This is a genomic window from Croceibacterium atlanticum, assembly GCF_001008165.2.
In the GTDB taxonomy this organism is placed as follows: Bacteria; Pseudomonadota; Alphaproteobacteria; order Sphingomonadales; family Sphingomonadaceae; genus Croceibacterium_C; species Croceibacterium_C atlanticum.
In genome coordinates, this window is record NZ_CP011452.2 from 2,469,661 (window position 1) to 2,483,037 (window position 13,377).

Below are 13,377 nucleotides of genomic sequence, written 5' to 3' on the forward strand. Positions count from 1 at the left end.
GTTCCTGCAATTTCGTTCGTGCGCGGCGACGATTCAGCCCAGCATTCTGCGTGCCTGGATACAGTCCTGTTCCATTTGCGCGATCAGGGCGTCCACACTGTCAAACTTGGCTTCCGGGCGCAGGAAATGGTGGAAGGCGACTTCGACCTCCCGGCCATAAAGATCGCCCTTGAAGTCGAAGAAATGCGGTTCCAGCAATTCCTGCGGCGGGGAAAATTGCGGGCGGATGCCGACATTAGCCGCGCCTTTCAGCGTCTGCCCGGTATCCAGAATGCGCCCGGTCACGGCATAAATGCCGAAACGGGGGCGCAGGTAACTGGCCATGCACATATTGGCGGTGGGATATCCGATATCGCGCCCGCGCTTGTCCCCGTGCTGAACCGTGCTGCGAATGGCGAAGGGGCGGGTCAGCAGGCTTCCGGCGGTTTCGCAATCGCCCGCCTTCAACGCATCGCGGATGCGGCTGGAAGAAACGGTCATCCCGCCGGAACGGACCGGGCCGACAGCGCGCGCGGCAATGCCGTGGCGGCGGCCGACCGATGCCAGCAATTCAAAATCGCCGCCGCGATCCTTGCCGAAGGTGAAATCCTCCCCCGTCACCACGCCCGCTGCGCCGATTTTTTCGGACAGCATCTTGATGACGAAGGCTTCGGCGGAAAGCCGGGCAAGCGCGTCGTCGAAATGGAACACCAGCATCGCATCTGCCCCGGCGGAGCGGAACAGTTCTTCCCGCTGGTCCAGCGTGGTCAGCCGGAAGGGGGGGATATGCGGCGCGAAATGGCGCACCGGATGCGGATCGAAAGTGCAGACAATCGCCTTGCGCCCTTCGGCATGGGCCCAGCCAACCGCTTCCGCCACGACGCGCTGATGGCCGAGATGGAATCCGTCAAAATTGCCGAGTGCCAGCACGGCGCCGCGTAGTTCGCGGGGCACGAATTCGCGATGATCGAGCCGGATCACGCGGCGGGCACCAAAGTCACGAAGGCATAGGCCGGATCGCCATTTTCGGCCGAATGCTTCTCGCGGAAGATTTCGCGCCACTTCTTCGGATCGGGCGTGCCCATGAACACATCGCCATCGGTGTTTTCGAATATTTCGGTGATTTCCAGCCGCGTGGCCAGTGGCAGGAACATGTCGAAAATCTCGGCCCCGCCGATCACCGCGATATCGCCATCACCCGCAAGGGCCAGCGCCGCATCCATATCATGCGCCACTTCCGCGCCTTGCGCGCTCCACCCCGCCTGCCGGGTGAGCACGATGTGGCGGCGGCCGGGCAGCAATTTCGGCAGGCTGTCGAATGTCTTGCGGCCCATCACCATCGGCTTGCCCATGGTCAGCCGTTTGAAACGCTGCAGATCCTCGCGGATTTTCCACGGCACATCGCCATCCTGCGCGATCGTTCCATCGATCGCCCGTGCCACAACGAAAATCACCTCGCGCGTCATCAACCCACTTTCGTCACATGGCCCATCTTGCGGCCTTCCCGCGCTTCGGCCTTGCCATATAGGTGCAAATGGGCACGCGGATCCGCAAGCAGCGACGCGATATCTGCCGCTTCGCCACCGATCAGATTGCGCATTTCCACCCGTGTCGACACGGTGGATGTATCGCCCAGCGGCAGGCCGCAAATCGCGCGGACATGGTTTTCGAACTGGCTCGTCACCGCGCCTTCACTGGTCCAGTGGCCGGAATTGTGGACCCGCGGCGCCATTTCGTTGAACACCGGCCCTTCCGCCGTGGCGAAGAATTCCAGCGCCAGAACGCCGACATAATTCAGCGCATCGGCCGCCTGCCGCGCCAGTTCGCGCGCTTCTTCCACCTGTTCGCCCACCAGTTTCGGCGCGGGTAGGCGGGATTCGGCCAGGATGCCGTTCTTGTGGATGTTTTGTGCGCTGTCCCAGAACTTCACCGATCCGTCCCGAGCGCGGACGAGGATGACGGAAAATTCCGCCTCGAACCGGACGAAGCCTTCATAGATCAGCCCGCCTTGCGGTACACGCACGCCGTCCATTTCGGAAAGGCTGTGGATGCGCCACTGGCCCTTGCCGTCATAGCCATCGCGCCTTGTCTTCAGGATGCCGGGCATGCCGACCTGCTCCACCGCGTCGCGCAGGCCCTCTTCCGTATCCACCCGTGCATAGGGGGCGGGGCGGCCGCCGAGATCGGCGATGAACTGCTTTTCCTTCAGCCGGTCCTGCGCGATTTCCAGCGCCAGCTTGCCCGGGGCCATCCGGTCTTCGGGTATTGCGGCCAGCGGGGCGACCGGCACATTCTCGAATTCGTAAGTGACGACGGCGCAATTCTGCGCGAATTCGGACAGGGCCGCCTGATCCAGCCAGCTGGCGCAGGTGAAACCGGCGCTGACTTCCGCGGCGATGCTGTGCTTTTCCGGCGCGTAGATGTGGCAGCGATAGCCAAGCTGCGCAGCGGCCATGGCGATCATCCGGCCAAGCTGGCCACCGCCCATTATGCCGATTGTCGAACCTGAAGGGATCACGTCGGGCCGGCTCAATTATCTGTGGGGGTTTCAGCCACGGCGTCGCGGCGCGCGGCGCGCCATGCCTGCAGGCGGGCGGACAGATCATCGTCGGACAGGGCCAGGATCGCCGCCGCCAGCAATCCGGCATTGGTGGCCCCTGCTTCCCCGATGGCCAGCGTGCCCGTGGGGACGCCGGCGGGCATCTGGACGATGGAAAGCAGACTGTCGAGGCCGGAGAGCGCGCGTGATTGCACCGGAACGCCCAGGACCGGCAGATGGGTCAATGCCGCCAGCATGCCCGGCAGATGCGCCGCGCCGCCAGCCCCGGCAATGATGACCTTGAAGCCTTCATCGGCCGCGCCCTTTCCGAATTCCACCATCCGTTCAGGCGTGCGATGGGCGGATACGATGCGCGCTTCGTGGGCGAGCCCGAGCTCGTCCAGCACGTCGGCGGCTAGTTTCATCGTCGGCCAGTCGGACTGGCTGCCCATCACGATGGCGACGGGTGCGCCCATGCTCAGCGATCCTTCAGATAATGGCGTTCGCCCGGCTGCATCCTGTCGTCGAAATCATAGACGATCGGCTGGCCGGTGGGAATTTCCAGGCCGGTAATCTCTTCATCGGAGATATTGGACAGATGCTTCACCAATGCGCGCAGCGAATTGCCATGGGCGGAGATCATCACCGTCTCGCCACTGGCCAGCACGGGCAGGATGTCGCTTTCCCAATAAGGCAGGACGCGTTCGATGGTCAGCTTCAGGCTTTCCGTATCGGGCACGTCCAGGCCCGCATAACGCGGATCGGACGCCAGATCGAATTCGCTGCCCGGTTCCAGCGGCGGCGGCGGCGTGTCGAAGCTGCGGCGCCAGATATGCACTTGCTCTTCGCCATGCTTTTCCGCCGTCTCGGCCTTGTTCAGGCCGGTCAGCCCGCCATAATGCCTTTCATTCAGGCGCCAGTCCTTGGTTTCCGGGATCCACAGGCGGCCGCATGATTCCAGCGCCAGATGCAGCGTCTTGATCGCGCGCAATTGCAGGGAAGTGAAGGCGCGAGTCGGCAGCAATTCCTTTTCCGCCAGCAGCTTGCCCGCGGCGATTGCTTCCTCCACGCCTTTTTCTGTCAGATCGACATCCCACCAGCCGGTGAATCGGTTTTCAAGGTTCCACTGGCTCTGGCCGTGGCGGACGAGGATCAGGTTTGGCACGGAAGGTTTGGCTCCTGCGGTCTCTCGGGAGCTCCGCGCGTTAGCCTTCCTCTGCCGGTTTGGGAAGGGTGTCCTGACCTTGCCCGTCATCCAGACGCGAACGGGCCTGCGCCTTGCGGCGGCGCAGATTCTCGCGCAGCTTCGCGGCCAGCCGCTCTTCCCGGGATAATTCCTTGCGATCTTCATTCATGCGAAATGCATTGCCGCCAATATGCCCTTGGCTCAAGCTTGGCTTGACATCGCAGCCCGTCATGCCAATAGCGCGCGCCTGCCCTCCGACAGTGCCCATTCGCATTGCGGAGAATGTTTTCAGTGCTGCTGTAGCTCAGTGGTAGAGCGCACCCTTGGTAAGGGTGAGGCCGGGAGTTCAATCCTCCCCAGCAGCACCATTTCTCCCAATCCCATATTCCGGCCTTCGGGCCACCCCGTGGATTCGCTTGCGCGCGGCAGGTGTATTGATCATGTAGTGCACCCATGAACGATACCGTGCACGACGATGACGAACTGACTCCGCTGCACCCCAATTATGTGAAGGTCCTGCGGATCGGCTGGCTTGTGGCCACGGTGCCCTTCATCATTGGTGCGGGCGTGTTGGAAAGCGCGGGCCTGCTGCCCATCGGTTCCTTCCTGATACCCGTATTGCTGCTGGCGGCTTTCCTGCTGATTCGCGTGCCGCTGCGCCGTTATCACGCGCGCGGATATCAATTGGGGGAAGAACGTTTGCGCGTGGTGCGCGGGCTGCTGTTCCGGTCGGACACGGTGGTTCCGTTCAGCCGGGTTCAGCATATCGATGTGAATCGCGGCCCGCTGGAACGCTTCTATGGCCTGTCCACGCTCGTCCTGCATACGGCGGGCAATCACAATGCCTCCGTTTCATTGCCGGGCCTTGCCGCAGGCGATGCGGTGGAAATGCGCGAGATGATTCGCGCCCATGTACGCCGCGAATCCCTGTGACCGAAGCGGGCCCGCCGGAACTGGGCGAATGGCGGCGCACCAGTGCGCTGGGCTTCGTGGTGAGCGGCATCATGGCCTTGCGCCATTCGGCCATTCCCATCGTGGCGATCATGTTCGGCGCGCGGGGGTGGGAAGGGGATGCCGTCTGGGTCGGGCCCCTGGTCCTGGCGATACTGGCCGCCAACTTCCTCTTCAGCTGGGTGGCCTGGCGGCATTTCCGCTATCGGCTGGGGGATCACGATATCAGCGTGGAAAAGGGGCTGTTGAGCCGCGCCGCGCGTTCCGTGCCGTATGAACGGATCCAGGATGTGAGCCTGGAACAGGCATTGGTCCCGCGTCTCTTCGGCATGGTGCAGGTGAAGTTTGAAACCGGCGCCGGCGGCAAGGATGAACTGACGATCGCCTATGTCTCGGAGGAGCAGGGAGAAGCACTGCGCGAAACCGTGCGGGCCCGAAAGGAAGGCGCCGCAACCCCGCTGGCCGAATCGGCGGAACCGGGCGCCGCGCCGCAAATGAAGGCGGAACAGGGGCGGCTGCTGTTTGAAATGGACCTGCCGCGCCTGCTGACATTCGGCCTGTTTGAATTTTCGCTGGTCGTATTCGCGGTTCTGGCCGGTCTGGCCCAGCAGGTCGATTTCCTGCTGCCTTTCGATGTATGGGATCCCGATACGTGGGGTTCCTTCCTTGCAGGGTCGGAACACTGGCTGGCCCAGTTCGGCATTGCCGCGCGGGCACTGGCCGTCATCTTCGCCATTGGCTCCCTGGTGATGGTCGGGCTGGCGACAGGCATTGTGCGCACAGGTTTGCGCGATTGGGGCTTCCGGCTGGAAGAAACTCCCAAGGGCCTGCGCCGCCGCCGGGGGCTGTTCACGCGGACCGATGTGGTGATGCCGCTGCACCGTGTGCAGGCGCTCAAGATCGGTACCGGCCTGCTTCGCCGCCGGTTCGGCTGGCACGATCTGTCCGTGATCAGCCTGGCGCAGGACGCCAAATCTTCCAGCCATGTCGTGGTGCCCTTCGGCCGGATGGAAGAAATTGCGCCCGTCGTGGAAACGACCGGGTTCACTCTGCCCGCACAGCAGATCGAATGGCGCCGGCCGAGCGCGAAACACCGTTTCGACCGGGCGCTGATGGCGGTGCTGCCATTAATGCTGGCAGGGGTCGTGCTGGCAGGATCGGGGCATTACTGGCCCGCGCTGGCCGCTGGCCTTGGCGGTATCGCGCTGGCCTTCCGGCAGCATTTCCTCTGGCTGCATGATCGCCACGCGATTGATGGTGGGCAGCTATATATCAGGCGGGGATGGCTCGCCCCGCGTCTCGACATCGGATCGCGGGTGAAGCTGCAATCGGTGGAGATTGCGCAGGGGCCGCTGGCCATCCGCCGCGGCTATGCCGATCTGATATTCGGGTTGGCCGGCGGCAGTCTCGCCATGCGGGGCATTGGCGTGGAGGATGCGCGGGCGATTCGCGGCGCGGTGCTGGGCAGCATCGCCAGCGTCGATTTTTCCCGCCTGCCGGGCTGACAAAGGAAAAGGCCCCGTTTTTGCCGGGGCCTTCCTTAGCCATTTTGGGCCTCATGCGTTCTCGCCTCAAGCGCTGCGGCGCGATCAGTACATTACGCCGTAATAGGTATAGACATTCTCGCCGAAGGTCCGATCGAAGGTCGGCGGGTTGCCGGCCTTGTATTGCGGCGCTTCCTTCAGCTGATCCTTGTCCACATTCACGACATAGCCGCCGCGTTCCGTGTCATAATCCAGCGCATCCCAGGGCAGTGGATGATAGCTTTCACCGATGCCCAGAAAGCCGCCGAAACTCATCACCGCATATTCCACGCGGCCGGAGCGCTTGCCGATCATCAGGTGATCGACATGGCCGATCTTTTCGCCATCCGTCGCATAGACGGCGGTTCCGTCCACCTTGTCGGAACTGATGAGATTGCTCGTCTCGTCCCGTTCCAGGGGGCGGCTGCGATCATATTCGCGCCTCTTGCCGAGTTCGGCATCGCTGTAAGTCTGTTCGTTGCGGAGTGTAGCCTGATTCATGGTCCCATCTCCTTTCGTGGCTGTGGCCGATGATGGCGCAGTCCGGGATGGATGCTGGGCCGGCGGGAAACGAACCCTCTGGGACAAGGGGCGTTTCCGGCCGCGTTTCAAACCTCATCGGCTCTCACGGATTCAATGAATGGCGGCGGCCCATGTTCCGGAAATTCGGCGCGGCTGCGGCCCGGTTCAGCTTTCGATTTCAGCCCTTATGTCCGCCCAGTCGGGATTGCGGCGAAACGCCATTTCCACATAGCTGCATTGGGGGACCACGGTGAAATCCTGTTTCCGTGCGTCCTCCACCAGCGCTTCCACCAATTGCATGGCGATGCCCATGCCCCGCGCTTCGGGCGGAACGAAAGTGTGTTCGGCAATACGCGCCTTGCCACGGGCGCGCCATGTCAGTTCGGCCTTTTTCTCCGTGCCCGGCACATCGGCGCGATAGGCGCCATGGGTGACATCGTCTTCTCGCGAAATTTCGACTTTGCTGGCCATGCTGGCGATCTCCTTCTTGCCTCCAACACGCGGGCAAGCCATGGCGTTCCGGTGCAGTTTCTTTCCGACAATGCCGCCGCCGTACATCCCGATATCTGGCGCGCGATGCGCGATGCGGACAATTCCGACACTCCTTATGACACGGATCGGCTGAGCCGCGAGCTGGACGATGCCTTCAGCGCACTGTTCGGGCGTGAAGTGGCGGCCATCTGGGTGGCCACGGGCACGGCGGCGAATTGCCTGGCCCTGTCCACGATGGTCCAGCCGCATGGCGCGGTCCTGTGCCACCGGGAAGCCCACATCGAAATGGATGAAGGCGGCGCGCCCGGCTTCTTCCTGCATGGGGCCAAGCTGATCCTGGCCGATGGGGACAATGCGAAGATCACGCCGGAAACGCTGCGTGCTGCGCTCGATCCGATTCGCGACGATGTTCACCAGGTTCAGCCGCACGCTGTCTCCATCACCCAGGCCAGCGAATATGGCTGCTGCTATCGGCCGGGGGAACTGGCCCGGCTGGACATGGAAATCAGCAGCCGGGGCCTGCGCTTCCACATGGATGGCGCGCGTTTCGCCAATGCAGTGGCGTTCCTGTTGCGCCCTGCGGCGGAAGTGGCAGGCCCGGTCGATGCGTTGAGTTTCGGCTGCGTGAAGAATGGCGGGATGAGCGCGGAAGCAATCGTCTTCTTCGATCCGGAACTGGCCGATCTGGCCCGTTTCCGGCGCAAGCGCGCCGGCCATCTGCAATCCAAGGGCCGGTTCATGGCGGCGCAATTGCTGGCCATGCTGGACGGTGATCTCTGGCTGCACAATGCGGCAGCCGCCAATGCGGCCGCGGCGGAAATCGGCAGCGCGGCGAAGGAAAGGCTGCTGCACCCGGTGGAAGCCAACGAAGTTTTCCTGAAATGCAGCACCGCCGAAAGGCAGGCTCTTCGCGCGCAGGGATTCGGCTTCTATGACTGGGGCATGGATGCCGCCCGTTTCGTTGCCGCCTGGGATACCAGGGAAGAGGATGCGCTGGCGCTGGCCCGCGCAATCGCTTCGTTATGAATGGCGCGCTAATCGGGGCGAAACGCCCGCACGCATTGTTGCGGCCGGAAATTGCCGTGCCATTCGTGCTGGTGGCGCTGATCTGGGGTTCGACCTGGTTCGTCATCAAGGACCAGTTGATGGCCGCACCGCCCAGCTGGTCGGTCACATACCGTTTTGCCATCGCCACCATCGGCATGTTTGCCCTGGCGGCCATGGGCGGGCGGGGCTTCCGCATGACTGTTTCGGGCCATGTGATAGCCTTCGCCATCGGCATCACCCAGTTCTTCCTGAATTTCAATTTCGTCTATCGTGCCGAAATCCACCTGACCTCGGGCATAGTGGCGGTGCTGTTCGCCTTCCTGATCGTGCCCAATGCGGTTCTGGGCCTGATTTTCCTCGAAAACCGGATCACTCGCCGGTTCATGGCCGGCACGATGATCGCGCTGGCGGGCATTGCCCTGCTGCTGCTGCATGAAGCGCGCGAAGCGCCGGTTACCGGGCTGGTCGGCCTTGGCATCCTGTTTGCCGTTCTGGGGATCTTTTCCGCTTCCACCGCCAATATCCTGCAGGCGACGGAAACGGCGCGCAAACGGCCTTTGCGGGTGATGCTGGCCTGGGCCATGCTGTGGGGAACGCTGGCCGATGCCGCCTTCGCGTGGAGTTTCGCCGGACCGCCCGTCTTTCCGTCCAGCCTGCGTTACTGGGGTGGGGTCGCCTATCTCGGCCTGGTCGGTTCGGTGATCACCTTCCCGCTCTATTTCGGGCTGATTCGCGATCTTGGCCCCGGCCGCGCGGCCTATAATGGTGTGGCGGTGCCGATCGTGGCGATGGCGCTTTCCACCGTGTTTGAAGGCTATCGCTGGTCATGGCTGGCCATGGCCGGCGGCGCATTGGCGCTGCTGGGGCTGGTCGTGGCCATGCGGGGGCGCCACGCGCCCTATCCTGCCAAGAGTTCCATCAGCCCGCTGCGATAATCGGGGAAACGCGGCCGCCAGCCAAGAACGCGCCTGGCCTTGCCATTCGCGACGCGGCGGTTCTCTGAATAAAAGCCGCGCGCCATGGGGGAAAGATCGGCTTCCTCCAATGACAGCATGGGCGGCGGTTCGAGGCCGAGCAGGCGGCAGGCCTCCTCTATCACCAGGTTCTGGCTGGTGGGCAGATCGTCCGCCAGATTGTAGGCGCCCGGCGGCCCGTCCAGCCCGGCAACCACCCCAGTGGCGATGTCCTGCACATGCACCCGGCTGAAAACCTGCGCGGGAAGATCTATCCGCTTCGCCCGCCCGTCGCGCACCCGGTCAAAAGCGCTGCGGCCCGGCCCGTAAATGCCCGGCAGGCGGAACACCCGCGCCCCGCGGGCCAGCCATTCGGCATCGCACTGGCTGCGCGCCGATCTGCGTCCGTGCCCGGTCGGCGCGGTTTCATCCACCCAGGCGCCGCCAGCATCTCCATAAACTCCGGTGGAGGAAAGATAGCCCAGCCAGCCATGGTTCAGCGCGTCGCCATACCGGGCAAGCACCGGGTCTTCCCCCTGCGTGGGCGGGACGGAGGACAGCACGTGGCTGGCGTTGGAAAGGGTCGCGCGGATTCGATCTTCATCGTCGAAGGCGTGATCGCCCGCGCTGCCGCTCGCGCTCACGCGCCAACCGCGCCTTTCCAAAGCCTGCTTGATAAAGCCGCCGGAATATCCAAGTCCGAATATGAACAGATGCATCGCTCGCGCATACTAGGAGCGTGGACGCGGGCAGAAAAGATTATAGGACAGGCCCATGGATATAGTCGACACGCAAGCAACGCCCGATGGCAATCCCGAGATGGCCGATGCCGCGCCCGAACCGAAAGCGCCGCCGCTGATTCGGCGGGAAGATTACACGCCGTTCCCGTGGCTGGTGCCGGAAATCGCGCTGGATTTCGATCTTGGCCTCGACCGTACACGGATTCGCTCCGCACTGACCGTGCAGCGCAATTCCGCCGCCGTGCCGAACGATATGATTCGCCTCAATGGCGATGGGCTGACCCCGGTCGAAGTGAAGGTGGATGGCGAAGCGATCAATGACTGGTCGATGGACGATGCCGACCTGATGCTGCCCCTGCGCGGGGATAGCCATCTGGTGGAAGTGATCACCGAAATCGATCCTTCCGCCAACAGCCAGCTCATGGGCCTCTATGCTTCCAACGGGATGCTTTGCACCCAGTGCGAGGCTGAAGGATTCCGCCGGATCACCTTCTTCCCTGACAGGCCGGACGTGCTGTCCACCTATCGCGTGCGGATGGAAGGGCCGAAGGACCAGTTTCCCGTGCTGCTTTCCAACGGCAATTGCGTGGCCGAAGGCGAGGCGGGAAATGGCCGGCACTGGGCGGAATGGCACGATCCATGGCGCAAGCCTTCCTATCTCTTCGCGCTGGTTGCGGGCGATCTGGTCGCCAATCGCGACAGTTTCACCACCCGTTCGGGCCGCAAGGTCGATCTCGCCATCTGGGTGCGGGAAGGCGATCTGGAACGGACCGGCCACGCGATGGAATCGCTGAAAAACAGCATGAAATGGGACGAGGAGACATTCGGCCGCGAATATGATCTCGACCTGTTCAACATCGTTGCCGTCAGCGATTTCAACATGGGCGCGATGGAGAACAAGGGCCTCAACATCTTCAATACGAAATATGTCCTGGCCGATACCGAAACCGCGACCGATGGCGATTATGATGCGATCGAAGGCGTGATCGGCCACGAATATTTTCACAATTGGTCAGGCAATCGCATCACCTGCCGCGATTGGTTCCAGCTTTCGCTGAAAGAAGGCTTCACCGTCCTGCGCGATCAATTGTTCAGCGCCGATATGGGCAGCGAGCCGGTGAAGCGGATCGAGGATGTGCGCATTTTGCGTTCAGTCCAGTTCCCGGAAGACAGCGGGCCGCTGGCACATCCGATCCGGCCGGATTCCTATCGCGAAATTTCCAACTTCTACACCGCGACCGTCTATAACAAGGGGGCAGAGGTCATCCGCATGATGCGGACCATGGCCGGGCCGGAAGCCTTCCGCAAAGGCACGGATCTCTATTTCGATCGGCATGACGGCGAAGCGGCGACCTGCGAGGATTTCGTATCCTCGATCGAGGAAGGGGCCGGGCTGGATCTCGGCCAGTTCCGCCTCTGGTATAGTCAGGCAGGCACGCCGAAACTGTCCGTCAGGCTCGATCATGCGGGCGAAACAGCCACGTTACATCTCTCGCAGCAGGTGCCGGCAACGCCCGGACAGGCGGAAAAGAAGCCGATGCCGATCCCGCTGCGCATCGCCCTGTTCGATCCCGAAACCGGCCGCCATGACGGGGAAAAGCTGGTTGTTCTGACCGAGGCTGAAGCGAACTTCAGCTTTGACGGATTTGCTCGGAAACCGATCCTGTCCATCAATCGCGGTTTCTCCGCCCCCGTTTCCATCGACCGCCGGATCGATAGCGAGGATCTGGTGTTCCTCGCCGCCAATGATGACGATCCTTTCGCCCGTTATGAGGCGATGCAGGATCTGGTGGTTGGCCATTTGCGCGAAGCGATTTCCGGCTCGCTCGATCAGGCCGGAATTTCGGCGGGCCGCGCCGCCATCCGCAAGGCCTTGTCCGCGATCCTGCAGGACGATGCGCTGGACGATCTGATGCGCGGCGAATTGATGATCATGCCCAGCCAGTCCTATCTGGCGGAACAGATGCTTGTGGCTGATCCGGCGGCGATCCATCGCGAGCGTGAAGGGCTGAAGGCATGGCTCGCGGGGGAACTGGGCAGCGAATTGCTGGCCCTGCATGATCGGGCCGGTTCGGTGTCTGCCGGCTCGGACGCAGCGGCACGGGGCGCGCGCAAGGTGCGGGGTCAGGCCCTGGCCTATCTTGCGGCGGGCGACGCGGATCGCGCCGCCAGGCTTGCTTCCGCGCAATATGATGCAGCCGCCAATATGACCGAACGGCAGAGCGCCCTCGTGGCGCTGGCCGGGCTGGAAGTGCCCCAGCGTGCCGAACGGTTGAAGGACTTCTACGATCGCTATCGCGGCAATGCCCTGGTGATCGACAAATGGTTCGCGATCCAGGCGCAGTCGCTGCATCCTGATGCGTTGCAACATGTGAAGGCGCTGGCCGATCATCCGGACTTCACCCTGCGCAATCCGAACAGGGTGCGTTCACTCTATATGGCCTTTGCTGTGAATCCCCATGCGTTCCATGCGGCCGATGGCGAAGGTTATCGGATGATCGCCGATCTCATTCTCGCTCTCGATCCGATCAATCCGCAAACCGCGGCGCGTTTCGTGCCGCCGCTCGGGCGCTGGCGCCGGATCGAACCGGGGCGCGCGGAATTGATGCGTGCTCAGCTGGAACGGATCGCCGCAGCGCCGAATCTGTCGCGCGACACGCATGAACAGGTATCCCGCAGCCTTGGCTGACCCGGTCGAAGTTATCCGTTCATCGGCGCTGGGAACGGTTCCGCATGGCTTTCTGGGCCGGCGGGGCGGCGTGTCGACAGGCGCGGTTTCGGGGCTGAATGCCGGTTTCGGCGCGGATGACGATACCGAAAATGTGCGGGAGAATCGCCGGCTCGCGGCAGAAGCCGTGCTGCCCGGCGCGAGCTTCCTCACCGCATATCAGGTGCATTCGCCCGATGTCGCCGTGGTGGACAAGGCCTGGAAGCATGAGGATCGCCCGCGGGCCGATGCGCTGGTGACGCGCACGCCGGGCCTGCTGCTGGGTATTCTGACCGCGGATTGCGCACCCGTATTGCTGGCCGATGCGGATGCCGGCGTGATCGGGGCAGCCCATGCGGGGTGGCGCGGGGCCCATGGCGGCGTGCTCGAAGCGGTAGTCGCGGAAATGGAAAGGCTTGGCGCCCGGCCTGAAAATATCGCCGCTTCCATCGGGCCGGCCATTGCGCAGCCGAGCTATGAAGTGGATGCGCCCTTTCGTGAAAAATTCGGCGAAGGGGACGAAATTTTCTTCATCCCGGGGCGGGAAGGGCGCTGGCAATTCGATCTCGAAGCCTATGTCGCGCGGCGGCTGGCGGATGCTGGAGTCGGCAGGATCGACCCACTCGGGCTGGATACTTATGCCGATCCTGAACGTTTTTTTTCCTATCGATTGGCCACCCATAATGGGGAACCTAATTACGGCCGGCAGATTTCCCTGATCGGTCTCGCCTGAGGATT

The 13,377-nt window shown here is 62.9% G+C and carries 15 protein-coding genes and 1 tRNA gene; 7 read left to right on the forward strand and 9 right to left on the reverse strand.

Annotated elements, in window-relative coordinates; translation table 11 throughout:
* Positions 1–33: 33 nt before the first annotated feature.
* Genes WYH_RS11680 through WYH_RS17005 form a run of 6 tightly spaced genes read right to left on the reverse strand, consistent with a single transcriptional unit; the run spans position 34 to position 3,873 of the window.
* Positions 34–960 carry a bifunctional riboflavin kinase/FAD synthetase gene (locus tag WYH_RS11680; protein ID WP_156320133.1) on the reverse strand — a complete coding sequence of 309 codons (927 nt, stop codon included), beginning with the start codon at positions 958–960 and terminating at the stop codon, positions 34–36.
* Positions 957–1,445, reverse strand: a complete 489-nt coding sequence (locus WYH_RS11685; protein WP_046903975.1) for a dihydrofolate reductase — start codon at positions 1,443–1,445, stop codon at positions 957–959. The genes WYH_RS11680 and WYH_RS11685 overlap by 4 nt, the downstream gene beginning before the upstream one ends.
* Complete coding sequence (locus tag WYH_RS11690) at positions 1,445–2,497, reverse strand: 5-(carboxyamino)imidazole ribonucleotide synthase (protein WP_046903976.1); 1,053 nt, start codon at positions 2,495–2,497, stop codon at positions 1,445–1,447. Before WYH_RS11690 ends, WYH_RS11685 begins: the two co-directional genes overlap by 1 nt.
* Before the next feature lie 11 nt (positions 2,498–2,508).
* The gene (purE, locus tag WYH_RS11695; protein WP_046903977.1) at positions 2,509–2,994 is read right to left on the reverse strand and encodes a 5-(carboxyamino)imidazole ribonucleotide mutase; all 486 of its coding nucleotides are present in this window, start codon (positions 2,992–2,994) and stop codon (positions 2,509–2,511) included.
* 2 nt (positions 2,995–2,996) lie between these two features.
* The gene (gene gpmA / locus WYH_RS11700; RefSeq protein WP_046903978.1) at positions 2,997–3,683 is read right to left on the reverse strand and encodes a 2,3-diphosphoglycerate-dependent phosphoglycerate mutase; all 687 of its coding nucleotides are present in this window, start codon (positions 3,681–3,683) and stop codon (positions 2,997–2,999) included.
* Positions 3,684–3,723: 40 nt separating this feature from the next.
* Positions 3,724–3,873 (reverse strand): hypothetical protein, encoded by a 150-nt coding sequence (locus WYH_RS17005; protein WP_169780766.1) that lies wholly within the window; start codon positions 3,871–3,873, stop codon positions 3,724–3,726.
* 124 nt (positions 3,874–3,997) lie between these two features.
* Between WYH_RS17005 and WYH_RS11710 the strand changes: the two genes are divergently transcribed.
* The 3 genes from WYH_RS11710 to WYH_RS11720 all read left to right on the forward strand — a co-directional run bounded on the left by WYH_RS11710 (position 3,998) and on the right by WYH_RS11720 (position 6,160).
* A tRNA-Thr gene (locus tag WYH_RS11710) sits at positions 3,998–4,072 on the forward strand.
* 85 nt (positions 4,073–4,157) lie between these two features.
* Positions 4,158–4,637: a PH domain-containing protein gene (locus WYH_RS11715; protein WP_053833556.1), complete on the forward strand. Its 480-nt coding sequence runs from the start codon at positions 4,158–4,160 to the stop codon at positions 4,635–4,637.
* A complete protein-coding gene (locus WYH_RS11720; RefSeq protein WP_156320134.1) occupies positions 4,634–6,160 on the forward strand; it encodes a PH domain-containing protein in 1,527 nt (508 codons plus the stop codon). Before WYH_RS11715 ends, WYH_RS11720 begins: the two co-directional genes overlap by 4 nt.
* Before the next feature lie 84 nt (positions 6,161–6,244).
* Here WYH_RS11720 and WYH_RS11725 read toward each other — a convergent pair whose 3' ends face one another.
* Together WYH_RS11725 and WYH_RS11730 are read right to left on the reverse strand one after the other, a co-directional pair.
* Positions 6,245–6,679: a PRC-barrel domain-containing protein gene (locus WYH_RS11725; RefSeq protein WP_082347964.1), complete on the reverse strand. Its 435-nt coding sequence runs from the start codon at positions 6,677–6,679 to the stop codon at positions 6,245–6,247.
* A 186-nt stretch (positions 6,680–6,865) separates the two neighbouring features.
* Positions 6,866–7,171 carry a GNAT family N-acetyltransferase gene (locus tag WYH_RS11730; RefSeq protein ID WP_046905122.1) on the reverse strand — a complete coding sequence of 102 codons (306 nt, stop codon included), beginning with the start codon at positions 7,169–7,171 and terminating at the stop codon, positions 6,866–6,868.
* Positions 7,172–7,222: 51 nt separating this feature from the next.
* Between WYH_RS11730 and WYH_RS11735 the strand changes: the two genes are divergently transcribed.
* Both WYH_RS11735 and WYH_RS11740 read left to right on the forward strand, forming a co-directional pair.
* Positions 7,223–8,218 carry a threonine aldolase family protein gene (locus tag WYH_RS11735; RefSeq protein ID WP_046903979.1) on the forward strand — a complete coding sequence of 332 codons (996 nt, stop codon included), beginning with the start codon at positions 7,223–7,225 and terminating at the stop codon, positions 8,216–8,218.
* Entirely contained in the window at positions 8,215–9,174 is a 960-nt protein-coding gene (locus WYH_RS11740; protein WP_046903980.1) for a DMT family transporter, read from the forward strand. Before WYH_RS11735 ends, WYH_RS11740 begins: the two co-directional genes overlap by 4 nt.
* Here the strand turns inward: WYH_RS11740 and WYH_RS11745 are convergent.
* Positions 9,138–9,911, reverse strand: a complete 774-nt coding sequence (locus WYH_RS11745) for a Rossmann-fold NAD(P)-binding domain-containing protein (RefSeq protein WP_046903981.1) — start codon at positions 9,909–9,911, stop codon at positions 9,138–9,140. The genes WYH_RS11740 and WYH_RS11745 overlap by 37 nt on opposite strands.
* A 55-nt stretch (positions 9,912–9,966) precedes the next feature.
* Between WYH_RS11745 and pepN the strand changes: the two genes are divergently transcribed.
* Entirely contained in the window at positions 9,967–12,621 is a 2,655-nt protein-coding gene (gene pepN / locus WYH_RS11750) for an aminopeptidase N (RefSeq protein WP_046903982.1), read from the forward strand.
* Complete coding sequence (gene pgeF / locus WYH_RS11755) at positions 12,593–13,372, forward strand: peptidoglycan editing factor PgeF (RefSeq protein WP_046903983.1); 780 nt, start codon at positions 12,593–12,595, stop codon at positions 13,370–13,372. The genes pepN and pgeF overlap by 29 nt, the downstream gene beginning before the upstream one ends.
* Positions 13,373–13,377 lie beyond the last annotated feature (5 nt).